Source organism: Mycobacterium yunnanensis (genome assembly GCF_025823185.1).
Lineage (GTDB): Bacteria > Actinomycetota > Actinomycetes > Mycobacteriales > Mycobacteriaceae > Mycobacterium > Mycobacterium yunnanensis.
Map to the genome: position 1 here is coordinate 326641 of NZ_JACKVK010000011.1, position 24937 is coordinate 351577.

The 24937-nt window shown below is 68.7% G+C and carries 21 protein-coding genes and 1 pseudogene; 11 read left to right on the top strand and 11 right to left on the bottom strand.

The window, feature by feature from the left end; genetic code table 11:
- The gene (locus H7K45_RS21290; protein WP_263997950.1) at positions 1–1374 is read left to right on the top strand and encodes an NtaA/DmoA family FMN-dependent monooxygenase; all 1374 of its coding nucleotides are present in this window, start codon (positions 1–3) and stop codon (positions 1372–1374) included.
- 64 nt (positions 1375–1438) lie between these two features.
- Entirely contained in the window at positions 1439–3388 is a 1950-nt protein-coding gene (locus H7K45_RS21295) for a potassium transporter Kup (RefSeq protein ID WP_443677452.1), read from the top strand.
- Here the strand turns inward: H7K45_RS21295 and H7K45_RS21300 are convergent.
- On the bottom strand, positions 3385–4119 hold the full coding sequence (locus H7K45_RS21300; protein ID WP_263997951.1) for a TMEM165/GDT1 family protein: 735 nt from the start codon (positions 4117–4119) through the stop codon (positions 3385–3387). The genes H7K45_RS21295 and H7K45_RS21300 overlap by 4 nt on opposite strands.
- 508 nt (positions 4120–4627) lie before the next feature.
- On the opposite strand from H7K45_RS21300, the gene H7K45_RS21305 reads away from it, so the two are divergent.
- From H7K45_RS21305 to H7K45_RS21320, 4 genes are all read left to right on the top strand, one after another.
- A complete protein-coding gene (locus tag H7K45_RS21305; protein ID WP_263997952.1) occupies positions 4628–6097 on the top strand; it encodes a DUF3375 domain-containing protein in 1470 nt (489 codons plus the stop codon).
- On the top strand, positions 6094–6789 hold the full coding sequence (locus H7K45_RS21310; protein WP_263997953.1) for a DUF4194 domain-containing protein: 696 nt from the start codon (positions 6094–6096) through the stop codon (positions 6787–6789). The genes H7K45_RS21305 and H7K45_RS21310 overlap by 4 nt, the downstream gene beginning before the upstream one ends.
- Complete coding sequence (locus tag H7K45_RS21315) at positions 6782–10162, top strand: ATP-binding protein (RefSeq protein WP_263997954.1); 3381 nt, start codon at positions 6782–6784, stop codon at positions 10160–10162. Before H7K45_RS21310 ends, H7K45_RS21315 begins: the two co-directional genes overlap by 8 nt.
- 144 nt (positions 10163–10306) lie before the next feature.
- Positions 10307–11794 carry a multicopper oxidase family protein gene (locus H7K45_RS21320; protein ID WP_263997955.1) on the top strand — a complete coding sequence of 496 codons (1488 nt, stop codon included), beginning with the start codon at positions 10307–10309 and terminating at the stop codon, positions 11792–11794.
- Here the strand turns inward: H7K45_RS21320 and H7K45_RS21325 are convergent.
- Genes H7K45_RS21325 through cysK form a run of 4 tightly spaced genes read right to left on the bottom strand, consistent with a single transcriptional unit; the run spans position 11779 to position 15149 of the window.
- Positions 11779–12462: a response regulator gene (locus tag H7K45_RS21325; RefSeq protein WP_263997957.1), complete on the bottom strand. Its 684-nt coding sequence runs from the start codon at positions 12460–12462 to the stop codon at positions 11779–11781. The genes H7K45_RS21320 and H7K45_RS21325 overlap by 16 nt on opposite strands.
- Positions 12420–13604: a sensor histidine kinase gene (locus tag H7K45_RS21330; RefSeq protein WP_263997958.1), complete on the bottom strand. Its 1185-nt coding sequence runs from the start codon at positions 13602–13604 to the stop codon at positions 12420–12422. The genes H7K45_RS21325 and H7K45_RS21330 overlap by 43 nt, the downstream gene beginning before the upstream one ends.
- A 17-nt stretch (positions 13605–13621) precedes the next feature.
- The gene (epsC, locus tag H7K45_RS21335) at positions 13622–14206 is read right to left on the bottom strand and encodes a serine O-acetyltransferase EpsC (protein WP_263997959.1); all 585 of its coding nucleotides are present in this window, start codon (positions 14204–14206) and stop codon (positions 13622–13624) included.
- A 7-nt stretch (positions 14207–14213) separates the two neighbouring features.
- Positions 14214–15149 (bottom strand): cysteine synthase A, encoded by a 936-nt coding sequence (gene cysK / locus H7K45_RS21340; protein WP_263997960.1) that lies wholly within the window; start codon positions 15147–15149, stop codon positions 14214–14216.
- A 198-nt stretch (positions 15150–15347) separates the two neighbouring features.
- Here cysK and H7K45_RS21345 point away from each other — a divergent pair.
- Positions 15348–16775, top strand: a pseudogene (locus tag H7K45_RS21345) (MFS transporter); the annotation flags it as partial.
- A 19-nt stretch (positions 16776–16794) separates the two neighbouring features.
- Complete coding sequence (locus H7K45_RS21350) at positions 16795–17865, top strand: sodium:calcium antiporter (protein ID WP_263997962.1); 1071 nt, start codon at positions 16795–16797, stop codon at positions 17863–17865.
- 23 nt (positions 17866–17888) lie between these two features.
- On the opposite strand, the gene H7K45_RS21355 is transcribed toward H7K45_RS21350, so the two are convergent.
- On the bottom strand, positions 17889–18344 hold the full coding sequence (locus H7K45_RS21355; RefSeq protein ID WP_263997963.1) for a hypothetical protein: 456 nt from the start codon (positions 18342–18344) through the stop codon (positions 17889–17891).
- The gene (locus tag H7K45_RS21360; RefSeq protein WP_263998392.1) at positions 18337–18825 is read right to left on the bottom strand and encodes a MarR family winged helix-turn-helix transcriptional regulator; all 489 of its coding nucleotides are present in this window, start codon (positions 18823–18825) and stop codon (positions 18337–18339) included. The genes H7K45_RS21355 and H7K45_RS21360 overlap by 8 nt, the downstream gene beginning before the upstream one ends.
- A 69-nt stretch (positions 18826–18894) precedes the next feature.
- Between H7K45_RS21360 and H7K45_RS21365 the strand changes: the two genes are divergently transcribed.
- On the top strand, positions 18895–19878 hold the full coding sequence (locus H7K45_RS21365; RefSeq protein WP_263997964.1) for a cytochrome c oxidase assembly protein: 984 nt from the start codon (positions 18895–18897) through the stop codon (positions 19876–19878).
- A gap of 18 nt (positions 19879–19896) precedes the next feature.
- Complete coding sequence (locus H7K45_RS21370) at positions 19897–20784, top strand: serine/threonine-protein kinase (RefSeq protein ID WP_263997965.1); 888 nt, start codon at positions 19897–19899, stop codon at positions 20782–20784.
- Positions 20785–20866: 82 nt separating this feature from the next.
- On the opposite strand, the gene H7K45_RS21375 is transcribed toward H7K45_RS21370, so the two are convergent.
- The 4 genes from H7K45_RS21375 to trxA are packed head-to-tail and all read right to left on the bottom strand — an operon-like array spanning position 20867 to position 23682.
- Entirely contained in the window at positions 20867–21271 is a 405-nt protein-coding gene (locus H7K45_RS21375) for a tautomerase family protein (protein ID WP_263997966.1), read from the bottom strand.
- 20 nt (positions 21272–21291) lie between these two features.
- The gene (locus H7K45_RS21380) at positions 21292–22971 is read right to left on the bottom strand and encodes an FAD-dependent oxidoreductase (protein ID WP_263997967.1); all 1680 of its coding nucleotides are present in this window, start codon (positions 22969–22971) and stop codon (positions 21292–21294) included.
- On the bottom strand, positions 22964–23230 hold the full coding sequence (locus H7K45_RS21385; protein ID WP_263997968.1) for a UBP-type zinc finger domain-containing protein: 267 nt from the start codon (positions 23228–23230) through the stop codon (positions 22964–22966). Before H7K45_RS21385 ends, H7K45_RS21380 begins: the two co-directional genes overlap by 8 nt.
- Positions 23227–23682 carry a thioredoxin gene (gene trxA, locus H7K45_RS21390; protein ID WP_263997969.1) on the bottom strand — a complete coding sequence of 152 codons (456 nt, stop codon included), beginning with the start codon at positions 23680–23682 and terminating at the stop codon, positions 23227–23229. The genes H7K45_RS21385 and trxA overlap by 4 nt, the downstream gene beginning before the upstream one ends.
- A 241-nt stretch (positions 23683–23923) precedes the next feature.
- Here trxA and H7K45_RS21395 point away from each other — a divergent pair, with 241 nt between their 5' ends.
- A complete protein-coding gene (locus tag H7K45_RS21395; RefSeq protein ID WP_263998393.1) occupies positions 23924–24907 on the top strand; it encodes a hypothetical protein in 984 nt (327 codons plus the stop codon).
- Positions 24908–24937 lie beyond the last annotated feature (30 nt).

Sequence of the window (24937 nt, forward strand, 5' to 3'; positions counted from 1 at the left end):
ATGTCCAAGCCCTTGAAGCAGATTCACCTCGCCGCGCACTTCCCGGGTGTCAACAACACCACGGTGTGGAGTGACCCCGCCTCCGGCAGCCACATCGACTTCGAGTCGTTCGTCCACTTCGCCGAGACGGCCGAGCGCGGCAAGTTCGACTTCATGTTCCTGGCCGAGGGGCTGCGCCTGCGCGAGCAGGGCGGGGAGATCTACGACCTCGACGTCGTCGGCCGGCCCGACACGTTCACCGTGTTGGCCGCGCTGGCCGCGGTCACCGAACGACTCGGCCTGACGGGCACCATCAACTCGACGTTCAACGAACCCTACGAAGTCGCACGGCAATTCGCCTCGCTCGACCACCTCTCCGACGGCCGCGCGGCGTGGAACGTCGTGACGTCATGGGATGCGTTCACCGGAGAGAACTTTCGGCGCGGCGGCTACCTGGCCGAAGATCAGCGATACCAGCGCGCGGAGAGCTTCCTCGCCGCCGCGCACGTCCTCTTCGACTCCTGGCGGGGGGACGAGATCGTCGCCGACAAGGTCGGCGGGGTATACCTCGCCGACGCGGCGGCCGGATCGTTCACTCATTCCGACGCCCACTTCGACATCGGCGGCCGCTTCAACGTGCCTCGCAGTCCGCAGGGCCGACCGGTCATCTTTCAGGCCGGCGACTCCGACCACGGTCGCGAATTCGCCGCCGCGGGGGCCGACGCGATCTTCTCCCGGCACGGCACCCTGGAGGACGGACAGGCGTTCTACGCCGACGTGAAGGGCCGGCTCGCCAAGTACGGCCGCCGAGATGACCAATTGCTGATCCTGCCCGCGGCGACGTTCGTACTGGGCGACACCGACGCCGAGGCCGCCGACATCGCGCACGACGTGCGGCTGGCGCAGGTGTCGCCGCAGACGGCCATCAAGTTCCTCGAGCAGCTCTGGAACCGCGATCTCTCCGATCACGACCCGGACGGGCCGTTGCCCTCGGTGGATCCGGTGGTCGGGGAGAACACCATCGCCCGCGGCCGGGCCAGCGTGCGGATGTACCGCGATCCCGTCGCCACCGCACGCGAGTGGCGGGCGCGGGCCGAGGCCGAGGGTCTGTCGTCGCGCGAGCTCATCGTGGAGGTCACCGGACGGCAGAACTTCGTCGGATCGGCACAGACGGTCGCCGAGCGGATCGACCATCTCGTCCAGGCCGACGCCAGCGACGGCTTCATCCTGGTGCCGCATGTCACCCCGGGCGGCCTCGACCCGTTCGTCGACCAGGTGGTGCCGCTATTGCAGGAACGCGGCACCTTCCGCTCGGACTACGAGGGCACGACGCTTCGGGACCACCTCGGGCTGTCCGTGCCGGCCGGGGCCGTCGGCGCGGCATCGGCCGTGTAAGGGCAAGGACCCCAGCGGGGCGGTTTACGATCGGAGTTTGCCGGCCTGAAGCAAGGGACACCGCGTGCAGACCAACTCCGAAGTCACGACGGCGCCGTCGCGGTCAGCCGGGACCAACCACACCCCGCCGTTTCGTGCCGCACTGGTGCTCGGCGCACTCGGGGTGGTGTTCGGCGACATCGGCACCAGCCCGATCTACACCTTGCAGACGTTGTTCGACCCCGCCGACCCCCACCCCGTACCGGTCAGCGTGGACAACGTGTACGGCATCGTGTCCCTCATCTTCTGGTCGGTGATGATCATCGTCACGCTGACCTACATCACCCTGGTGATGCGCGCCGACAACGACGGCGAGGGCGGCATCATGGCGCTCATCACGATGCTGAAGCACGGGGCGGCCTCACGCGGCCGCCGCACGGCGGCGATGCTCGCGGCCCTTGGCTTGTTCGGCGCGTCGCTGTTCTTCGGCGACAGCATGATCACCCCGGCGATCTCGGTGCTGTCGGCGGTCGAGGGGGTGAAGACCGTGACCTCCAGCCTCGAGGATTGGATCGTGCCGATCACCGCGGTGATCATCGTCATCCTCTTCACGGTGCAGCGTCACGGGACGGCCAAGGTCGGTCGGTTGTTCGGGCCGGTGATGGTGCTGTGGTTCCTCGCGATCGGCGCCTTCGGCATCGGCGGCATCGTCCAACATCCGGAGATCTTGCGGGCGCTGTCACCCACCTATGCGCTGTCATTCATGTTCGGCCACTTCCACATTGCGTTCTTCGCACTGGCGGCGGTGGTACTCGCCGTGACCGGCGCCGAGGCCCTCTACGCCGACATGGGCCACTTCGGCCGGCGGCCCATCACGTTGGCCTGGCTGTTCATCGTGCTGCCTGCGTTGGTGTGCAACTACTTCGGCCAGGGCGCGCTCGTCATCGGCGACCAACGCAACATCAGCGCACCGTTCTTCCTCTTGATACCCGAGTGGGCGCGACTTCCGATGGTGCTGCTCGCCACGGCGGCCACCATCATCGCCTCGCAAGCCGTCATCACCGGTGCGTTCTCGGTGGCGGCCCAGGCCGCCAAGCTCGGCCTCCTGCCGCGGCTGCGGGTCGTCCACACCTCGGCGTCGGCCTACGGGCAGGTCTACGTGCCCGCCATCAACTGGATGCTGATGGTGTCGGTGCTGATCCTGGTGTTCGCCTTCGAGAGCTCGGCGAAACTTGCCTACGCCTACGGCATGGCGGTGATCGGGACCATCACCATCGTCACCCTGTTGTTCTTCTACCTCGCCCGTACGCGGTGGGGTACGCCGTTGTGGATGGTCGTCATCGGCGGGGGCGCACTGTTGGGCGTCGACGCGCTCTTCCTGGCCGCGAACCTGACGAAGCTGGTGCACGGCGCCTGGCTGCCGCTCCTGATCGCGGTGGCGGCGTGGACGGTGATGATGACCTGGGAACGGGGACGCAAGCTGGTGACGGCGGCCAGGGAACGCGCCGAGGGCCCGCTGCCGGAGTTCATCGAGGGGCTGTCGACCTACGATCCGCCCTTGTCGCGGGTGCCAGGCACCGCGGTGTTCCTCAACCGCGGCAAGGAGACCGCGCCGCTGGCGATGCGGGCCAACGTCGAGCACAGTCACGTGCGCCACGAGCACGTCGTCATCATGACCATCGAGACCGAACCCGTGCCGCGCATCCCCGACGACCAACGCACCGAGGTCGACTCACTCGGGCACATGCAGGACGGAATCGTGCACGTGACAGCGAGATTCGGCTACATGGAGTCGTCGGACGTGCCGGCCGCGCTCCGTCTGCTGACCGCCGCGGAGACCGAGGGAAGGATCGACGTCGACGAGGCGTCGTACTTCCTGTCGAAGCTGGAACTCGACCCGAGCCCCGAGCCCACGATGTCCCCGTGGCGCAAGCGGTTGTTCGTCGCGACGTCCTACCTCACGGCCGACGCGGCGGACTTCTTCCATCTCCCCCATGACCGCACGGTGGTCATGGGGTCGCGCATCGAGTTCTAGGGGCGCCCGGCGGCCGACGCCACGTCGGCGTCGTCGTCCAGTCCCCGGGCGGGAGTGCGCAGGATCGGCGGTCGCCACCGCTGCGGCAGCGACCACAGGATCGCCGCGACGACGCCGACGGCGGCCAGCGACGCCGCGATGAGCAGCGGGCCCGACAGGGTCGGTGCGAGGTTCTCCAGCAGCATGTAGGCGCCGAAGAGCAGGAACAGCGCGGAGGCGACGATCTGGATCAACCGTTCGGGCAGGTGCTTGCCCGCAACCGCGCCGACCACGATGGCCAGACCGTCGGCGGCCACCATGCCAAGGGTCGACCCGATCCACACGCCGATCCAGTCGTGGTCGGCGGCCAGCGTGATCGTGGCGATCATGGTCTTGTCGCCGAGCTCGGCGAGCAGGAAGGCCGACGTGACGACGAAGAACGCCGGCGCAGCGGCCTTGTGGGCGCGACTGGTGTCGGCGTCGGTCAGCTTGTCTCCGCGCAGGGTCCACGCCGCGAAGAAGACGAACATCACCCCGGCGATGACGCCGAGGAGGTGGGTCGGCAGTGCGGCGCCGAGGTAGTGACCGATGGCCACCGACAAGATGTGGACGATCGTGGTGGCCGCGGTGATCGCGGCGAGCACGACCCACCAGCGGTAGCGCAGGGCGAACATCATGGCCATGAGTTGGGACTTGTCGCCCATCTCGGCGACGAAGATCACGGCGAAACTGAGTAGCAGTGCGGCGAGCACCCATCACTCCTTGGTCGGTGGGCGTCGCGGGGGTTCGTAGTACGCGCCTCCGGCCGACGACCCAATGGTCACAGCGGCCGAAGGTCTCGCCCACCGGATGACGTTCCGGTCTCGGCGGCCGGGCGGCGCACGCGCTGCCAGCATGTCGACTGCCGAGTTGGGGGCTACTCCCCTTCGTTGCCACGACCATACCCGCCGACCGTCCGTGCCCGCAACTGCGGTGACACGAAATGCCAACGCAAACAATGAGTTTGGGCACCATGGCCGGACGAGTTCGGGTACCCGGAATTCATCAGCCGGGGTTGCCCCGACGGGTCTCGGCGGCCCTCGGCCACCGGACTTCGGCGGACGACACGACGGCGCTCGGTGGGGCGTGCGCGACGGTTGAGGCTCGTGAGACGAGTACCGACGGCGGCAGCGGCGCACGCCTGCGCGTCGTGCGATCCGTCGTCGGCACCGTGCCCTATCTTGGACCGTCGGTGACGAACGAGGTGAGGAGGAAGCCAGGGTGGACGGCACGGCCGAGACGACGGCATCCGAGCTCCTCGACCTCAACCGCGACATCCAGGGCTCGCCGACCATCCGCCTGCTGAGCACCCTCAACCTGGGCGTCTACGGCACGCTGATGGAACGTCACCTGGGCGACGGCGTGATCGGCGAGACCGACCTGGTGGTCCGGTTGGAGCGCGACCTCGACCAACTGGGACGCCCGGGCGGCGAGCAGTCGGGCCTCGCGCTGATCAAGTCGTGGGCGAGCCAGGGCTGGCTGCACCGCGTCGCGGACGAACGCTCCGGGGTGGAACGCAACCTCTGCTACCTGACCCAGGATGCGCGACAGGCGTTGGACTTCCTGCGGGGGCTGCGCCGCCAGGACACCATCGCCACCGGCGGCTCGATCACCGGCATCGCCGCCCGACTCAAGCAGGTCGCCCTGCGCGTCGGCAACGATCCCGACCGGATACGGGCGGGCATCGAGGCCGAGATCACCGCTCTGCACGCCGCGCTGGAGGCCCTCGACCGCGGCGACGACGTGACCGACGTGGCCGAGCCGGATCTGACCGACGCCTACGACGAAGCCCGCGCCATCGCGTTGCAGATGGAGCGGCTGATCACCGACATCGGCCAGTACGGCACGATGATCGAGCGGGCCACCGCCACGCTCGACGAGCCCATCGACAGCAACGTCGAGTACCGCGATCGCCAGCGCCAGATGTACGCCGACTACCAGGCCGCCTGGGACTCGCAGGGCCGTGACTCCCACCGCGCGTTCCTGCGGATGATCAACGACCCGGATCAGCGTGCCGAGTTCGAGGCCGACGTCGCGGCCGTGGCCGAGGCCCTGCCCGCGCTCGATCCGGCCCTGCGCAAGGTGATGGCGGGGTTCTTCGAACTGGTGGGCCACCAGATCGACGAGGTCGAGCGCATCCAGCAGCGGTGCGCTCAACGGGTCAAGCGCTTCACCGCGTTCGGCACCCTCGAGCAGAGCCGCGGCGTGGCCCGGCAACTCAACGAGGCGATCGGCGCTGCCCGCACCCTGCTGAAGTCGTCGCTGACCGATTCGCGCCTCGACCTGGAGCTGCCCCTCGCCCGGCACGCCATCAGCTCGATCGGGGCGCTGAGCTTCCGCATCGGCGACCTGTCCAGCCCGCGCCCGGCCCGCCCCGCCGACGGCGAGGTCGACCTGTCGAGCTTCGCCGCGCTGACGACGCAGGTCGACGCCCCCGCCATGTCGGAGTTGGTCAACGCCGCACTCGCCGACGGCCCGCTGTCGCTGCCCGATGCCGTTCGGATGCTCGACTCGGCCTATCTGGGCCATGTCATTGTGCTGTGGTCCTGGGCCCTCAAACAGCCCGCTGCCGCCGGCGGCACGCAGTCGACCACGGTGCGCTTTCAGTCCCTGGACGGTCGCGACCGTGAGATGGAGGTTCCGCACCTGATGTTCACCGAACCGGTGTCGAGCTTGGTGGGGGCGTCGTGACGGCGCCGGACTACTCGGGCTTCTCGGATCTCCCCCAGGTCGACCAGTCGGCCCGTCCGCCGCATCAGCGCAAGCCGCGTTTCGACGGTGACGTGAGCGAGCTGCCCGACCGTGCGTGCTGGGCGCTGCAGCATCTGCTGACCCGCCGCTACATCAGCGCCGAGACCGAACGCGACCTGTACACCTGGGTTCTGGAGTACCGCAGTCAGCTGACCGTCCGACTGTCCGAACTCGACCTGGTGTTGAAGGTCGTCGACGGGGTGGACGTCGCCTTCGTCGAGCAGGCCCGCTACGAGTCGGCACGGGGGGTCAAGCTGCTTCGCCGCGAGCCGCTGGGCACCTACGACTCCATCCTGGCTCTACACCTCGCCCAGATGATGCGGGCCGCCGGTGACGACACCGTGCTGATCAGCCGTGACGAGGTGCACGGCCTGTTCGCCGGGGTGCTCAACGACGTCGACCGCGACGCGGTCACCTTCACCGCCAGAATCGACGGCGCCATCGCGAGGCTGACGGGACTGGAGATCCTGCGCCGCAGCCGCGACGACGAGGACAGCTACACCGTCAGCCCCGTCATCACCGCAGTCATGACGGCGTCGGTGATCAGCGAGTTACACCAGCAGTTCGAGTCAATCCTCAACGGTGGAAGCACCGGCCTGCCAAGCGAAGTGGACGTGTCACCGGATGTCTGAGCAATTCCACCTGTCCCGCCTTCAGGTGATCAACTGGGGTGTCTTCGACGGCTACCACTCGATTCCGTTCAGCGAGGGCGGCGCGTTGATCGCCGGCGCGTCCGGCAGCGGCAAGTCCTCGCTGCTGGACGCGATCTCGCTGGGGTTCCTGCCGTTCAACCGCCGCAACTTCAACGCCTCGGGTGACAATTCGGCGGCCGGGTCCAATGCCGGACGCCGCACCGTCGACAAGTACGTCCGCGGAGCGTGGGGCCAACGCAGCGAGGCGGGCGCCAGCAAGGTCATGTACCTGCGGGGCGACGGCGCCGCGTGGTCGGCGGTCGCGGTCACCTACACCAGCAACACCGGTCGCGCCGTGACCGGGCTGGTGCTCAAATGGCTGACCGGAGAATCCCGGTCGGATTCCTCGAGCCGGTTCGTGCTGGCCGACGGCGACCGCGACGTCGAGGACGTCTGCAACCGGTGGGCCGCGAACCGCTTCGACGCGAGCGTGTTCAGAGACAACTGGAGGTTCTCGACCAAGGTCGAATCGCAGTACCTGGCACAGCTGTACGCGACGATCGGCATTCGCGCCTCCGACGCCGCCCAGCAGCTGCTCGGAAAGGCCAAGTCGCTCAAGAGCGTTGGTGGTCTCGAGCAATTCGTCCGGGAGTTCATGCTCGACGAGCCCAGCAGCCTCACCCGCCTCCCCGACGCGCTCAAGCAGATCGACCCCCTGGTCGACGCCCGTGAGTTGCTCGCCGTCGCCCAGCGCAAGCGCAAGATCCTCGGCGACATCGAGAAGATCCAGCAGCGCTACGGCTCGGAGTCCTCCGACCTCGGCATCATCGACCTCGTCGACGCGCCGATGGTGCGCGCCTACACCGATCACGTGCGGCTCGCTCAGGCCCCGGCGCAGATCGACTCGCTCGACGCCACCATCGACCAGCTCGGCAACGAGTACGAGGACGTCACCAGGTCGCTCAATCTGGCCAAGGCCGAGGCGGATTCGCTCAATGCGCAGATCAGCGGATCCAGCGCCAGCATCGGGCCGCTGCAATCGCAGGTGGCCGCGGCCGAGGCGCACGCCGAGGAGGTGTCGCGTCGCCGCGCCGCCTACGAGGCCATGCTGGCGCCCCATGGGGCGGACGTCCCGGAGACGGCCGACGAATTCTGGAATCTGCGGGAGGAACTCAGCACGCAGGCCAACGAGCTGCTCGCCCGGCTGGATCGCAGCCGGGAGGCCTCCACCGACGCCGAGTACGCCCAGAAGCTCGCGCGCATCGCCCGCGACGACGCCGCCAAGGAACTGCGCCGGGTGGAGCACGTCGGGTCGGCGTTGCCCGAGTCGGCCATCACGATGCGCGACCACATCTGCGCCGCCGTCGGCGTGGAGCCCGGTGACTTGCCCTACATCGCCGAATTGATGGACCTGCGGCCCGAGCACGGCCGCTGGCGCGTGGCGGTGGAGAAGGTGTTGCGGGGCGTGGGGCTACGACTGTTGGTGCCCGACAGCCACTACGCGGCCGCGCTGCGATTCGTCAACGAGACCAACATGGGCGGCCGGCTGCAGCTGCATCACGTTCGCGCGAAGTTCGTCGGCGCCCAGGCCGTCGACGCCGAACCGAACACGTTGGCGGGCAAGCTCTTCGTCGTCGACCCGGGCCATCCCTGCGCGGCCGAGGCAGCCGACGTCGTCGCCGCGGCCGGTGACCACGTCTGCGTCGACACTCCGGACGTGTTCCCCCGCTTCCGCCGCGCGGTCACCGACGCGGGTCTCTACAAGGATTCCGACCGCCTCGCCGTCAAGGACGACCGGCGTCCACTTCGCCAGGCGGACTACATCTTCCAGGGTGACGTCGCAGCCAAGATCGACGCCTTGACCGTCGACCTGGCCGCGGCCGAGCAGTCCTATCACCAGGCGCGCAGCGCCGCCGACGCCATTGCCACCGAGCGCCAGCTCGCGCGCGACCGTGCGGCGGCGTGCAAGGCGATCTGCGAGCAGTTCCCCCAGTGGAACCAGGTCGACGTCGACTCCGCCGACGGGCACGCCGACCGCCTACGCGATCAGTACGAGTTGCTGCTCGCCGAGCACCCCGACATCGAGGCGCTCAACGCCAGGGCCGACGAATGCTGGGAGCAGATTCAGACTCTGATGACGCGCCGCGGCGCGATCCAGACGCGCCGCGACGACCTCGACCAACGACGGACTCGACTACTCGAACTCGTCGAACGCCTTGCCCCGGCATTCGTGTCGGAACCGTTGACCGAACTCCTGGACCGCTACGCCGGCGACGTCCCGGTGACGTTGGACGTGCTCAGCCCCGAGCCGCACCGCGAGGCCGTCTTCACCGCGATCCGGCGCGAACGCGAGCAGTTGCGGGAGAGTCGCCGGCGTTCCTACGACGAACTGGCCCGCATCCTCAACACCTTCGACACCGCGTTCCCCGACGCCGTCCCCAACGACAGCGACGTCTTCGACGAGCGGGTGCACGACTACGTCGCGCTGTGCAGGCACATCGACGAGCGCGAGCTGCCCGAGGCCTACGAGCGGATGATGCGCCTGGTCACCGAGCAGGCACCGGATGCGATCCTGACGCTGCACCGGGTGGCCGAGCAGGAGACCCGGCGCATCAGCGAGCAGATCACCAGGGTCAACACCGGCCTGGGCGCGGTGGAGTTCAACCGCGGCACCCGGTTGACGCTGCGCGCCACCCCGCGCAGCTTGACCGCGGTCACCGAGCTCACCGAGATCGTCAGGGCCATCTCCCGGCGGATCGCCGAGGTCGGCCTGGGCGACAAGCAGGCGATCCTGGACCAGTACGCCGACATCCTGCGGTTGCGAAACCGGTTGGCGTCGACCGCGCCCGAGGACAAGGCGTGGACCCGTGACGCGCTCGACGTGCGCAACCGCTTCACCTTCGACTGCGCCGAGTGGGACGTCGCCACCGAGGACCTGATTCGCACGCACAGCAACGCCGGCGACAACTCCGGCGGCGAGCAGGAGAAGCTGATGGCCTTCTGTCTGGCCGGTGCGCTGAGCTTCAACCTGGCTGCGCCCTCCAGCGTGGAATCAGACGAAGCCAACCGTCCGGTCTTCGCCCAGCTGATGCTCGACGAGGCGTTCTCCAAGTCCGACCCGCAGTTCGCGCAGCAGGCGCTGCAGGCGTTCCGCAAGTTCGGCTTTCAGCTCGTCATCGTCGCCACGGTGCAGAACGCCACCACCATCCAGCCGTACATCGACAGCGTGGTGATGGTGTCCAAGGCCGACGCCACCGGGCGCAACGCCCGCCCGGTCGCGACGGTGGCGACCAAGACCATCTCAGACTTCACCGCACTGAAGCAGGACATGATGGCCTCGGCGGCTGCGGCGCGGGTGCCGGCGACCGTCTGAGGCGTAGCAGAACCGCTGGCGTGCCACAAGGGCCTGACGAAGGAGGCTGCCGCCGGCACGACCGGCCCGTCGGCTGATTCGTAGGCCGGTCACGCACCGAAGACTCGAGGGGTCCGCTCGATCGACCACCCCCCCGGAGGATTCGTGCCCGTCCTGTCTCGTCGACGATTCTTGCTGGGCCTCGCCGCGAGTCCCGTCGTCCTGTCGTCGTGCTCCAAAACCGTTGGTGCGGTGCCGGATTCACGCCGCGCGCTGCCCATCCCACCCCTGGCCGCCTCGACCCTCGACGCCGACGGCACCCGGGTGTTCGGCTTGCGGGCCGCACCCGGCCGCACCGCGATGGTCACCGGGATGAACACGCCGACGTGGGGATACGACGGCTCGATCCTCGGACCCACGTTGCGGGCGCGCCGCGGAGAAGCCGTCGCGGTGGAGTTCGAGAACGCGCTGCCGGAGCCCACCACCGTGCACTGGCATGGCATGCACCTGCCCGCCCGCTGTGACGGCGGGCCGCACCACACCGTCGCCCCGGGCGGACGCTGGCGTCCTGCCTGGACGATTCGGCAGCCCGCGGCCACGCTGTGGTACCACCCGCATCCGCACGGAGCGACAGAGAAGCACCTGTATCGGGGACTCGCCGGCCTGTTCATCGTCGACGACGACGCGTCGCCCGCCGCGCTGCCGCATGACTACGGCGTCGACGACGTTCCGCTGATCATCCAAGACCGCAGGTTCACCCCGACCGGCACGCTGGACGAATCCGATGCGACCGACGTCGGACTCCTTGGCGACACCATCGTCACCAATGGCATCAACGACGCCTACCTCTCGGTGCCCTCGGAGAAGGTCAGACTCCGCATCCTGAACGGTTCTGGCGGTCGCCTGTTGCACTTGGGGTTCGACGACGACAGGGAGTTCCACCTCGTCGCCACCGACGGAGGTCTGGTGGCCGAACCGGTCGGGGTCCACCGCGTGCTTCTGAGCCCCGGCGAGCGGGCGGAGATCGTCGTCACCGTGACTCTCGGCGTCCCGGTGTCGCTGCGAGCGTTCCCGATCGAGGAACGCACCGGGATTCCGGCCGGGAAGGCACACCGGTTCGGGTTCGACGACTCGTTCCACGTCCTCGAAATCCGGCCGCACCCAACGCTGTCGTCGAGCGCGGCCCTTCCGACGGTCCTGACGAATCTTCCCGCAGCCGTGGCGGCGCACCCGCACACGGCGAGGTCGTTCGACCTGCGGTGGCACATGATCAACTCTTCTCGGATGGATATGGACCGCGTCGACTTCTGCAGCACGGTCGACACCGATGAGATCTGGACGGTGCGCAACGTCGACGACTGGCCGCACAACTTTCACGTCCACGACACCCAGTTCCGAATCGTCGACGTCGACGGAGAGCCGCCTCCCGCCGCACTCGCGGGGTACAAGGACACCGTCTACACCCCTCCGGGACAGCGGATCCGGCTCGCAGTTCGATTCTCGGACTACACCGACCGGACGTGGGCGTACATGTACCACTGCCACCTCGCACTGCACGAGGATCAGGGAATGATGGGCCAGTTCCTCGTCCTGGCACCCGGCGACGAGCCCGCGCCCGCCCAGATGGACATGTCCGATCACGCCATGCGCTGAAACCCGTGGACTGCCAACTGAACACGGTTGCTCGACCCGGTCTTCTCCATCAGGTTGGCGACGTGCGTCTTGACAGTCGTCACGCCCAGATGCAGCCGATCGGCGATCTCCTGATTGGACAACCCCTCGACGATCAGGGGCAGGACGTCGAGCTCGCGGGCGGTGAGCGGCTCCGACGACGCGACCGACTGCGTGTTGGTCTCGGCCTCCGATGCCCTGGCCACCAACCGCCGCAACAGATGTGGCGATAGCGAATGGTCACCGCGTGCCGCACGCCGAATGGCGTCGACCAGCTCCGCCGGACTGGTGTCCTTGACCAGGAATGCCGTCGCGCCGGCGGCAAGCGCCGGGTACAGGTGAGCGTCGTCGTCGAAGGTGGTGAGCGCCAACACCTTCGACTCCGGGCGGCTGGACGTGACGAGCCGAGTGGCCTCGATGCCGTCCATCCCCGGCATGCGCAGATCCATCAGGATGACGTCTGGCGCCAGCTCGAGTGCGAGCCTCACCGCCTGCACGCCGTCGGCGGCCTCCCCGACCACCTCGAGGTCTGCGGTCGACTCGCAGAGCATGCGCAGCCCCGCGCGCACCAGCCTCTGGTCGTCGACGATCAGCACGCTGATCGCGGTCACCGCGCCACGTCCCCGGAAGACGGTGACGTCGGCAGCCACGCCTCGACGACCCACTCGCGTTCACCCCGCGTGACCTCCAGGAAGCCGCCGACGCGATGCAGACGTTCGGTCATGCCGATGATTCCGTGCCCCTCGGCGGACGACGAGGTCTTAGATGCGACCCCGCTCACGACGCGAACCGAGACCCCGGCATCCCGTCCCTGCACGTCCACCGCGACCGGCGACGACGGATCCGCGTGCTTCATCACGTTGGTGAGCGCCTCTTGTGTCACGCGCAGAAGCGTCAGCCGCGCAATGGCATCCAGTCCGGTCAGGTGACGGTCGACCCGAGAGGCCACGGCGAACCCGGCTGCGCGGGCCCGTGCGACGGCCGCGTCGACCTCCACCCACACCGCCTCGGGTTCGATCATCGCCACCTCACCGAGCACCGGGTCACGGAGGGCCACCTGCAGTCGACGGATGTCGGCGAGCGCGACCGCGGCCGTCTCGTGGACGTCGGCGAACACCGAGACCACCCGGGGGTCGACGTCCACCAGCACGTGTTCGGCGACGCCCATCCGGACCACGATCGAGGCCATGTGGTGGGCCACCAGGTCGTGAAGCTCACGCGCCATGGCCGTGCGTTCCTCGGCCCTCACGGCGACTTCCCTTGCAAGACGCCGAGATTCGGCATCGGCGACACGCTCGCGATGGGTCGCTGCGAGGCGCCGCTGGCCTCGCAGGTACAGCCCAAGCAGAAGTGGCAGGCCGACACCGGCGACGAGTGTCACCGCATTGGTGGCGCTCCAGAGCACGGCGTAGGCGTCCAGCCAGGTGCCCAGGAGCAGCGCGGCCAGCCACGCAACGGCCACCAGGGCGACGACACGGTTCCGGTCGCTTCGCGCCGCGACGTCCGCGACGGCGACGGCACCGAGGTAGGGCACGAGGCCGGACACGCCCCAGGCCTCTGCGGCGAACAACGGCACCGCCAGCGCCGACAGGACCAGTGACGCCGCGACGGGCCACCACCGCCCGGCGACGAAGGTGACGGCGGCGGCGACTGCCAAGGCCCAGTAGGCGGCCGAGACGTGGAATCGACCGGGGAACGTGCTCGCCACGAGCATCACCGGAACCAGCACCAATGGTGCCAGCCGAATCCCCCACTGGACCCGGGCCGAGGGCCGGTCCGAAGGCGATGCCACCGCAGGCTGCTCTCGTCTCAGATGTACATCGCGGGGTCGATGTAGAACGTCGGGTCGACGCCCTGTTCGCGCTGCTTCTCCGTCCGCACCCGGACGACGGCGGGGATGCCGGTCGCGATGGAACCCGCTGGCACGTCGCGGGTCACGACGGCGTTGGCGCCGACGGCGCTGTCGTCCCCCACGGTCAGCGGGCCGAGGATCTTCGCGCCGGCGCCGATGGTGACCCGGTTGCCGATCGTGGGGTGCCGCTTGACCTGTTGCATGGTCCGGCCGCCGAGGGTGACGCCGTGATAGATCATGACGTCGTCGCCGACCTCGGCGGTCTCGCCGATGACCACGCCCATGCCGTGGTCGACGAAGAACCGCCGCCCGATGGTCGCACCGGGGTGGATCTCGATACCGGTCAGGAAGCGCGTCAGCTGGGTCAGGATCCGGGCCGGTCCGCGCAGGCGGGGCCGGGCCCACATGCGGTGCGCCACACGATAGGACCAGATGGCGTGCAGGCCCGAGTAGACGATCGCGTTCTCCAGGTCACCGCGCGAGGCGGGATCGTGGGACCGCGCGTTGGCCAGGTCCTCGCGCACGGCGGAGAGCAGGGTCACGTGACGGTCAATCCCTGATGTGGTCGAAGAGCACGGTGGAGATGTAGCGCTCGCCGAAGTCGCAGACCACGGCGACGATCAGCTTGCCGGCGTTCTCCGGGCGCTTGGCCAGTTCGAGTGCCGCCCAGATGATGGCGCCGGACGAGATGCCACCGAGGATTCCCTCCTCGGTGCCGAGTTCACGGGCGACCCGCACGGAGTCCTCGAGCGTGACGTCGATGATCTCGTCGTAGCTCTCGCGGTCGAGGATCTCGGGGACGAAGTTGGCGCCGATGCCCTGGATCTTGTGGGGGCCGGCCTCGCCCTTGGTCAGCAACGGGGAGTCGATCGGCTCGACGCCGACGATCTGGACGTCGGGTTTGCGCGCCTTGAGGACGTGTCCGACGCCGGTGATGGTGCCACCGGTGCCGATTCCGGCGACGAAGACGTCGACCTTGCCGTCGGTGTCGTCCCAGACCTCCTCGGCGGTGGTCGCCTCGTGGATCGCCGGGTTCGCGGGATTGGCGAATTGGTTGGCTGCCACGGCGTTCTCCGTCTCGGAGATGATCTGCTTGGCCCGCGCGACGGCGCCCGCCATGCCCTCCGACCCCGGGGTGAGGACGATCTCGGCCCCATAGGCCCGCAGCATCACTCGCCGCTCCGTGGACATCGTCTCCGGCATGGTCAAGATCACCTTGTACCCGCGTGCGGCACCCACCATCGCCAGCGCGATGCCGGTGTTGCCACTGGTGGCCTCGACGATGGTGCCACCGGGCTTGAGCTCGCCCGACTTCTCGGCGGCGTCGATGATCGCCACGCCGATCCGGTCCTTCACGCTGTTGGCCGGGTTGTAGAACTCCAGTTTGGCCACGACCTGCGCGTCGAGCCCATCAGTCAACCGATTCAACCGGACGAGCGGCGTACGCCCGACCAGCTCGCTGACGTTCTCGTAGATCCTGCCCATGGCTGACCCTTCGTCCTGGCCGGTCGGCACCGGCGCCGTCACTGGAGTTTATGCGTGCGGTCGTCGTGGGGGCGGCGCGGCCACCCGGCGCAACCGGCGGCGACGAATTCGCACCATGTTCACAGCGTAGGTTGCCCCGGCGGTGGGAATGCCGCTCGGGTCGCCGCGGTCGAGTCGGCACGAACGAGAGGAGCTGCGGCGTTGGCCGTCACCAGTGAAGCCCCGGTCGGATTTCGGTCCGAGCGTGGGCCGGTTCTCATCTCGGTCATGCTCAGCACGGGTCTGGTGGCCATCGACTCGACCGTGCTGGCGACCGCGGTGCCCTCGATCGTCGGCGAACTCGGCGGGTTCCACCAGTTCCCGTGGTTGTTCTCCGCCTATCTGCTGGGGCAAGCCGTCACCACGCCGATCTACGCCAAGCTCTCCGACGTCTTCGGCCGCAAACCAATCCTGCTGCTGGGCATCGGGCTGTTCCTCGCGGGCTCCGTCCTGTGTGCCGCCGCGTGGAACATGCTCGCGCTCATCGTCTTCCGTGCCGTACAAGGCCTGGGCGCAGGCGCCGTTCAGCCGACGGCGATGACGATCGTCGGCGACGTCTACACCGTGGCCGAGCGCGCGCGAGTGCAGGGATATTTGGCCAGCGTGTGGGCGGTCTCGTCGGTCGTGGGCCCGATGCTCGGCGGTGCGTTCTCCCAACTCGGCATCTGGCGCGGTGTGTTCTTGATCAACATCCCGCTGTGTCTGCTGGCCGGCTGGATGTTCAACCGGCACTTCCACGAGACCGTCGAGCGGCGGCACCGGTCGGTGGACTCCCTTGGCGCGGTGTTATTGGCCGTGGCCATGACGGCGCTGGTGCTTGGCGTGCTCGGCGGTGGGCAAAGTTGGCCGTGGAGCTCGGTGCCGAGCGTCGCGGCGTTCACCGGCGGCGCGGTGTTGTTGGTGGCGTTCGTGTTCGTGGAGCGTCGGGCCACCGAGCCGATCCTTCCGCTTTGGGTGTTCTCCCGGCGGTTGTTGTGCGCGACGACGATCGTCGGCTTCGGGGTGGGCGCCATCCTGATGGGGCTGACGTCCTACGTCCCGACGTTCCTGGAGGGCTCCCTTGGCGTGAAGCCCATCGTGGCAGGCCTGGCGTTGGCCGCCCTGACCATCGGCTGGCCCGCCACTGCCGCGATCGCCGGAAGGTTCTACCTGCGTTGGGGTTTCAAGTGGACCGCGGTGATCGGCGTGAGTTTGGTGATCGCGGGCGCGGTGGCACTGGTAGGGGCCGTCGGCCATCCGAACGTGGCCGTCGTGGCGATCGCGTGCCTGGTAATGGGTGGCGGCATGGGTCTGCTCGCGGTGCCCACCTTGATCGCCGCGCAGTCCAGCGTGCAATGGGAGGAACGCGGCGTGGTGACGGGCAACAACATGTTCGCCCGCTCGCTGGGCAGCGCCATCGGTGTCGCGGTCTTCGGCGCGATCGCCAACTCGATCTTCGGCGACGGTGACATTCACGCCGTCGGGCCGGCTGCCATTCAGGCGGGTTCGGCAGCGGTCTTCACCAGCGTCCTCGTCGTCGCCGTGGTGACCGCGATTGCCGTGATCGCCATGCCGCGCACACCCGTCGCGCCAGCGGCCGGGCAGTAAGCCGGCGGTCGGAGCGCCCGTGTCGACCTGGCCACTGTGGACTCTGTTCCTCGCCTTCCTGGTAGCCGCAGCGGCCATCTGGGTCGCCGGCATCTCCCTGTCGAACCAGACCGACGTCCTCTCCGTGCGCCTGCACCTGGGGTCGGCGATGGGCGGTGTGGTCCTGTTGGCGGTGGCGACCAACCTGCCCGAGATCGCGATCGTGGCCAGCGCGTCGCTGTCAGGCAACGTCGGGGTCGCAGTCGGAAACATCCTCGGCGGCATCGCCATCCAGACCGTCGTCCTCGTCGCGTTGGACGCCTTCGGCGTCCGCGGACCGCGTCCGCTGACCTATCGCGCCGCGTCGCTGGCGTTGGTGGTCGAAGGCGCGCTCGTGGTGGCCGTGCTCGCCATCGTGATCGCCGGAACCCAGTTGCCTGCGTCGCTGGTGGCCGCCCGCGTCACGCCCGCCGCCCTGTTGATCCTGGTGGCGTGGCTCGCCGGGCTGTGGCTGGTGCGCCGGGCCGGGCGTTCACTGCCGTGGCACGAGTCCGGTCAACCGCCAGACGGTCAGGAACATCCCCGTGGACACAGCACAACGACCAACGAGGACCAGGCATCCGCACGCGGGATCAGCACCGGCAAGTCCGCCACGATCTTCGCCGTCGCCGCGGCGGTGACGCTGTTGGCGGGTGTGGTCCTCGAGCGCAGCGGCGACGCGATCGCCGACCATGTCGGACTCTCGGGAGTGTTGTTCGGCGCCACCGTGCTCGCCGCCGCCACGTCGCTGCCCGAGCTGTCGACTGGATTGGCGTCGATCCGCAACGGCGACTACCAGCTGGCCGTGTCGGACATCTTCGGCGGCAACGCCTTTCTGCCCGTGTTGTTCCTCCTGGCCACCGTGCTCTCCGGGCAGGCCGTCCTGCCGCAGGCCGAACGCACCGACATCTACCTCACGGCCCTGGCGATGGTGCTGACGCTGATCTACGCCGCCGGGCTGCTCTTTCGGCCGCAGCGACGGTTCGCCCGGATGGGCGTCGACTCCGTGGCCGTCCTCGTCGTCTACGTGCTCGGCGTCGCGGGCTTGTTCGTCATCGCGGGAGCCAAGTAGGAGGTCCCCCAAGCAGTCGGTTATCAGCGGACGAGGGTTTCGAGTTCGGCGCGGTACCGCGCCCGATCGTGCTCGGTCAGCGGCGGTGCGAATTCCACGACGACGGTCTCGAGTTGGAACAGGTCGTGCGAGGCCGCGTAGTCCTGCGCCTTCGCCGTGGTGGCAAAGGACGTCACCCGTACGGTGTCGGTGACCACCGACTGCTGACACCCGCTGGCAACGCAGTCGTGGGCGGTGGTGTCGACTGCGTTGGGTGCGCGAAAACCTGCCTGCACCAACGCGTCGACGACACCCCGGGCACTCAGGGCGCCGAGCTCGCCGCCCCGGGTGGCTGCCGCGGACAGCGTCGAGGAACGGGCGACCGCCGACGTCGCCGACGGCGGGTATCCCGGCAACCTGCTCGAGCAGCCGCCGAGCACGACCGCCGCAACAACGCCGACGCCGACGCCGACGATTCGCCCAGCCCCGGTCTCAGACAAGGAAGTCACCGCCGTGGCCGACGGCGGGCTCGCCTCCGGCGCGGGTGAACGCGGTCAGTGCACGCACCAGACCGTCCCGCTCGTCCTCGGGCATGGTCGCGACGATATCGGCGAGGAGCCGGCGCCGTTCAGCGGTGACGGCTCCGACGACGTGGCGGCCGCGCTCGGTGAGGTCGACGACGAGTTCGCGGCGCGACTCGGGGTGAGGCCGTCGGTCGATGAGCCCAGCGGCGACGAGCCGTTCCACCATTCGGCCCGTCGTCGACGGTTGGACGTCGAGCAGACTCGCGAGGGTGGCCAGGTTGACCGGTCCTCGCGTCGACAGGATCACCAGGGTCCGAAATTGGGCAATGGTGAGCGTGTCGTCGTTCTCGGCTATCGAGCGCGACGCGATGGCCACCAGCAGACGGGAGGCCGTCAACAGCGCGTCGGTGATCGCGTCCACCGATTCCCGCACGTCGACGGCGCCGCGTGCCGACATGTGAGTCCCCCGTCCGCGATCGCCCTCGGCCGAGGGTAGAAGCAACTGTTGCATACTGCAATGGTGAACATGGATGCTGCGCCGCCGCCCGATCTGGCCGCCGTCCTGGCGGCGTGGACCGCCTCACCGGTGGCCGACCTGCTGATCGCGCTCGGCGTGGCCGGCTACCTGGCGATGCTGATCAGGCTGCGCCGGCACGGGCAGCGGTGGGCGCCGTCGCGTACCGCCTCGGCCGCGGTCGCCGCCGTGCTCCTCGTCCTGGTGGTCAACGGCCCCCTGGCGGTGTACTCCCACCACCTGTTCTGGGTGCACATGATCGTGCACCTCATCCTCATCACCGTGGTGCCGGCCCTTCTCGTCTGGGCCCAGCCCCTCCGGTTGGCGCACGACGTCGGCGGCCCGATCGGTGACCGCGTCGACGGTGCCCGCCGCGGACGGGCGTTTCGGTGGCTGATTTCGCCGCGCCTCGCGGTGCCGCTCTACGCCGCCGTTCTGGTGCTCACGCACCTCACCGGTTTCCAAGAGGCGATGAGCCAGCACGAATGGATACACGACGGGGAGCTGGTCCTGTACCTGGTGGCCGGCTACCTGTTGCTGCTGCCTCTGGTGGGCGACGAGTCGACCACTGAGCCGCCGCTGGCGCACCTGCTGAGATTCGTCGTGCTGGCCATCTGCATGTTCCCCGACACCTTGGTCGGAATCATGCTGATGATGACCAGCACTCCCCTGGCACCGGCGTACGCGGCGTCGCGCGACTGGGGTCCATCGGCGCTGGCCGACCAGGCCACCGCCGGAGCGGTCATGTGGTTTGGCGGAGACGGTCTGATGATGGTTCTGATGGTGATCGTCGGCGGCCGCTGGGTCGCCAGCGGTGATCGCACCGGCACGAGTCTCGGACCATGGCTCGACGGCGTGCGCAGGGGCGCGACCCTCGGTGCCGACACGACCTCCGACGGCTCGGTCGACTTGGACGACGACGATGCCGCGTTGGCTGCCTACAACGCTCGCCTGGCCGCCCTGCACGACCCCACGCACCGCGACCGGGGCCGGTGACGCACTGCCGTGACGCGCATGGCCGGGCTGGTGGTCGCCGACCGCTTCAAGCTCAAGCGACTCATCGGCTTCGGTGGCACCGGGCAGGTCTGGGAGGCGACGGATCTGCCGACCAGGAGGGTCGTCGCGCTGAAGATCCTGCGCGACGACGTCGCCGAGGACCTGGTGATCCAGGCGCGTTTTCGCCGAGAGGCCGACACGGTCGCGTCGCTCGACCATCCCGGCATCGCCCGTTTCGTCGACTACGGCCACGTCGTCGATCCCGCCGCGCCCGGTGGCCAGGCCATCACCTACCTGGCCACCGAATTCATCAGGGGCGAATCCCTCAGCGCGCTGATCCACCGGTCCGAGCGGCTGCCCGTCGGGCGGACGCTCAACGTGTTGGAGGGCGTGGCACGGGCGCTCGGACACGCCCACGCCGCGGGGGTGGTGCACCGCGACGTCAAGCCGAGCAACATCCTGGTGACCAAGGACGGCGCGGCCAAGCTCACCGACTTCGGCATCGTGCGGGTGCTCGGCGAAGCCACCCTGACGCACGTCGGAACGGTGATGGGCACCGCCCGGTACATGTCGCCGGAGCAAGCCCGCGGCGACGTCGCCACCGCGGCCAGCGACGTGTACGCACTCGCCGTGGTCGGATACGAGATGATCACGGGCACACCGTTGTTCGCCGGCAAGGATCCGTTGTCCATCGCCATGAGCCACATGGAGGACGAGCCGGCTCAGCTGCCGGACACCGCAGGCAAGCCACTGCAGGACCTCGTCGCCACGGCCTTGCAGAAGGACCCCCGCCGCCGACCGGCCAACGGGACCGAGTTCGCCGAGCAGATCGCCGCCGCGCGTCGCCCGGCCGACCGGCCGATTCGGTCGACGCGGCCGTGGCGGTCCCGGTGGCGCCGGACCTGACGGCCCGACACTCGCGAAACTACGCTTGTTGCGCACGATCACGGGTTTCGGGCGCAACGACCGTAGTCTCGGCGACCGTGGGTCAGCGCCACTGCTCCTTGGGGATGACGACGTAGCTGGCCTCGCCGCGGCCAAAGGACCAGTCGTGTCGCTCGTTCTCGGTCAGGACCACGGCGAGATCCTCGGCGCGCACACCGATCCGTTCGCCGAGCAGTTCGGCGAGACGCGCGTAGAACGCCTGCTTGGCCTCGGGGCTCCGACCGGAGGACAAGGTGACGGCGACCATGACGAAGCGGTCGGTGCGGTCGACGTCGAGGTAGGAGCGGTTGAACGCAAATCCGTCCGGCTGGTGCTCGGTGACGATCTGAAATCGGTCGCGCTCGGGCACGCCGAGGGTCTCGACCATCGCGCGTTGCACGCAGTCTCCGATCGACGTGCGCTCGGCGGCCGTGTAGCCCTGCAGGACATCGATTCTCACCAACGGCATTGATCGGACTTTACAGGCGATCACGCCCCGAAGTATTCGTGGACGTGCCGGATCGCCATCGATCCCTCGCCCACCGCGGACGCCACTCGCTTGACCGAGCCGCTGCGGACGTCGCCCGCGGCGAAGACACCCGGGCGGCTGGTCTCCAGCGTCAGCGGCATTCGCCCCGTGGCGCGGCCGGTCCGAGCGTAGAGGGCGGCGGACCCGGTGGCGACGTATCCGTGGTCGTCGAGTTCCACGGCGCCGGCCAGCCAGGCCGTATTGGGCGCGCCTCCGATGAAGACGAACAGCGACCGCGCGTCGAGCGAATACTGCTCCCCGGTCCGTCTGTCTCGGGCCACCACGGCGGTGAGTTCGTCGTCGCCGTCGACGCCCACGACTTCGGTGGACGTCCGCACGGTGATTCGCGGGTGCTGCAGTATTTGGTCGACGAGGTAGCGCGACATGTCCTGGTTGGGGTCGTCGCCACGGATCAGGACGGACACCCGAACCACCCTGGTCGCCAGGAACACCGCGGCCTGACCCGCCGAGTTGCCGCCGCCCACGACGACGACGGGATCGGTGCCGCAGGACAGCGCTTCCTGCACGGTGGCCGCGTAGTACACGCTGTTGCCCTCGAACCGGTCGATCCCCGGTACCGCGAGCCTGCGATACCGCACCCCCGTGGCGAGCACGACGGCGCGCGCAGCCACCGACGTGTCATCGGCGAGTCGGATCACGTGGTGCTCACCGTCGGAGTCCAGTCCGATTGCCTCGGCCGACACCATGACTCGGGCGCCGAACTTCCCGGCTTGCAGACACGCCCTTTCCGCCAGGTCGGAACCGGAGATGCCGGCCGGGAACCCGAGGTAGTTCTCGATGCGTGACGACGTGCCGGCCCGCCCGCCGCTGGCGATCCGCTCCAGCGCCCCGGTGTAGAGACCGTCCGATGCGCCGTAGACCGCCGCGGCTAGGCCGGCCGGCCCTGCCCCCACGACGACGACGTCGACTTCGGCGGACGCCGGGTCGGGCACGGACAGTCCGACCCGGCGAGCCAGCTCCGCGTTGGTCGGGTTTCGCAACACCGTGCCGGCCCAGATCACCACCGGCGTGTCCTGACAGCCAATTCCGAATCGTTGCAGCAGCCGTTCGGCATGTTTGTCACGCTCCACGTCCAACCACTTGTGCGGCAACCGGTTTCGCGTCAAGAACTCGCGAAGTCGCACGGTGTCGGGGTTGAAGCAGGAACCGATGAGGCGCAGCCCGGTGCCCTGCTCGATCAGCAGCGATCGACGGATCAGATACGCCCGCAGGATCACGTCGCTGAGAGCCGGGTCGTGGGCGGCCAGGTCCCGGACGCGCTCGATCGGCACCACCAGCACTTCGCCGGCGTCGACCACTTCGGCGGTGTAGAAGGCGGGTTGGCCTTCGAGCTCACCCAGCTCACCCAGGAACCGGCCGGGGCCGTGCACGCGAATGACGTGCCGCCCTCCCGCGTCATCGCTCGTGCTGATCGCAACGTGACCCGACAGGATGACGAAGAAGTAGTCGGAGCGTTCGCCCTCGCACACCAAGGTCTCGCCCTCGTCGACGGATCGCCGTGAGCCGCCGGCCTCCAGGATCGCGATCTGATGGCCGTCCAGTCGCGGGTACGCACCGTCCATGTCGGGGGTTTCGTCCGGCGGGGTGGTCGCACGCCGGTCCGCCACGGCCTCAGACATAGTTCTCGTGGACATAGCACCACCGCCACTTCGGGCCCGCCTCCATGGATTCGACGATGGGGTGCGCCTGAACGCCCGCGTGCATGCGGGCATGCCGCATCGGCGACGAGTCGCAGCAGCCGACGTGCCCACACGTCAGGCACAGCCTCAGGTGAACCCACGGCGTCCCGAGGCGCAGACATTCCTCGCAGCCGGCGGAGTGGGGGTGTACGTCGCGGATCGCGGTCACGTGCGGGTCGACGCCCACCGACGTGCTCATGCTCGCGCCTCCGTCGTCCGGTCACCCGAGAGCGTGTGGTCGAGCCAATCACGCAGGGCGGCAACGGGTGCCGCGCCGGACCGTCGGCCGAGCACCTCGCCGTCGCGGTCGACGACCAGCAGGGTGGGAACCGCCTGAACGGCGAACCGCTGCCCAACCGCCGGGGCCCGGTCGACGTCCACCTTCACGAGTTTGAGCTCGCCGGACCGTTCGGTGGCCAGCTGTTCGAGGACGGGGCTGACCACCCGGCAGGGCCCGCACCAGGTTGCCCACACGTCGACGAGGACGGGCAACGAGGCGGTGCGAACCACCTCGTCGAAGTCGCCGTCGTCGGCGTCGGCGATCCACGGCAACCATCGTCCACAGTTCGCGCAGCGGGGTCGTCCCGTCGCCGCGCCCCGTACCCGATTGCGCTTCTCGCAGTGCGGGCACGTCGTGATGTGAAACGTCATGGCACTCCTTCGTCGGACTGACGGACCCGTGTTCCGCTCACCCCCCTGACTCTGCCAACCGGGACGCCTCCCGGCATCGGCCCTGGAGTGCCAAAAGACGGCATCCGAGCAGACCCTCGGGGACGGGACCCGTTTGGACCGCCGCGCCCGGGGTACCGGGTGGCACTGGCGTCGTCCGTCGCCGTGGGGAGTGACATTGACCGATAGCAAGTTCACGGTGTTGCTGATCGCCGACCCAGGAATGCCGGCACGCCTGGCACGGCACGTCGCCATGACGCTGCCCGACGGCCAGACCGACGGGCCGGGCTCACCGGCGCACTGGGAGGCCGAGGTTCGGGTCGAGCCGTTTCTCCGCGACGAACGCACGTCGTTCCTCGAGGTCGTGGAGGCAGTGCAACCGGCTGAGAAGGGCGCCGACGTCGTCGTCTACCTGACCGACCTGCCCCGTCGAGACGACCGCATACCAATCCTCGCCGAGGTCAGCACTGCACACCGTTTCGGGCTCATCGCCGTAGCCGGCGTCGGTGCCACGTGGGTCACCCGGCGGGCGTTCGACCTCGTCGTCCTGACCATCGCCGTGGTCACCGAACGCCCCGAACTGCTACCACGAATGGCCGCTCGGTTGAGGTCTGCCGACATTCCCGACGGCATCCGCTACTACGCGCCACGTGGGCTTCGCCGGCTCCGTCTGCTGGCGGGAATGGTGCGGGCAAATCGTCCATGGCGCTTGGTCGCCGGACTGTCGAAGGTGCTCGTCGTGGCGTTGGGATCCGGCGCGCTGGCGCTCGCCACCGACACGATCTGGCTGTTCGCCGACACCATGGGCCCGTGGCGAATCGGCGTGACCACCGTCCTGTCGATTGCAGCGATGGTCGCGTGGCTGATCCTCGATCACGAACTGTGGGAGCGCCCGGAGTCAGCCGCAGAACGTGCCCGGTCGATGCTCTACAACGTCGCGACCGTGATCACCCTGACCATCGGCGTCGCGGTGCTACAGGTGGCCTTGTTCGTCTCGATACTCTTCGCGGCCAGCATCACGTTGCGACCAGACGTATTCGAGCAGACGGTCGGGCATCCGGTGTCGACCGGGGACTACCTTTCACTTGCCTGGTTGGTGGCCTGCATCGCCACCGTCGGCGGTGCGTTGGGGTCGGGACTGGAAGACGACGAGGGCGTGAAGGCGGCCGCCTACGGCATCCGGCAGCGGCAGCGTTTCGACGAGTAGCCATGCTGCCCAACGGCGGTCCAGCACGAG

Bases quoted from the DNA above. Each gene is read 5' to 3' on its own strand.
- H7K45_RS21365 (WP_263997964.1), top strand. From the start codon at position 18,895: ATGGATGCTGCGCCGCCGCCCGATCTGGCCGCCGTCCTGGCGGCGTGG.
- H7K45_RS21315 (WP_263997954.1), top strand. From the start codon at position 6,782: ATGTCTGAGCAATTCCACCTGTCCCGCCTTCAGGTGATCAACTGGGGT.
- H7K45_RS21375 (WP_263997966.1), bottom strand. From the start codon at position 21,271: ATGCCGTTGGTGAGAATCGATGTCCTGCAGGGCTACACGGCCGCCGAG.
- H7K45_RS21370 (WP_263997965.1), top strand. From the start codon at position 19,897: ATGGCCGGGCTGGTGGTCGCCGACCGCTTCAAGCTCAAGCGACTCATC.
- H7K45_RS21395 (WP_263998393.1), top strand. From the start codon at position 23,924: ATGCCGGCACGCCTGGCACGGCACGTCGCCATGACGCTGCCCGACGGC.
- trxA (WP_263997969.1), bottom strand. From the start codon at position 23,682: ATGACGTTTCACATCACGACGTGCCCGCACTGCGAGAAGCGCAATCGG.
- H7K45_RS21380 (WP_263997967.1), bottom strand. From the start codon at position 22,971: ATGTCTGAGGCCGTGGCGGACCGGCGTGCGACCACCCCGCCGGACGAA.
- H7K45_RS21290 (WP_263997950.1), top strand. From the start codon at position 1: ATGTCCAAGCCCTTGAAGCAGATTCACCTCGCCGCGCACTTCCCGGGT.
- cysK (WP_263997960.1), bottom strand. From the start codon at position 15,149: ATGGGCAGGATCTACGAGAACGTCAGCGAGCTGGTCGGGCGTACGCCG.
- H7K45_RS21385 (WP_263997968.1), bottom strand. From the start codon at position 23,230: ATGAGCACGTCGGTGGGCGTCGACCCGCACGTGACCGCGATCCGCGAC.
- H7K45_RS21360 (WP_263998392.1), bottom strand. From the start codon at position 18,825: ATGTCGGCACGCGGCGCCGTCGACGTGCGGGAATCGGTGGACGCGATC.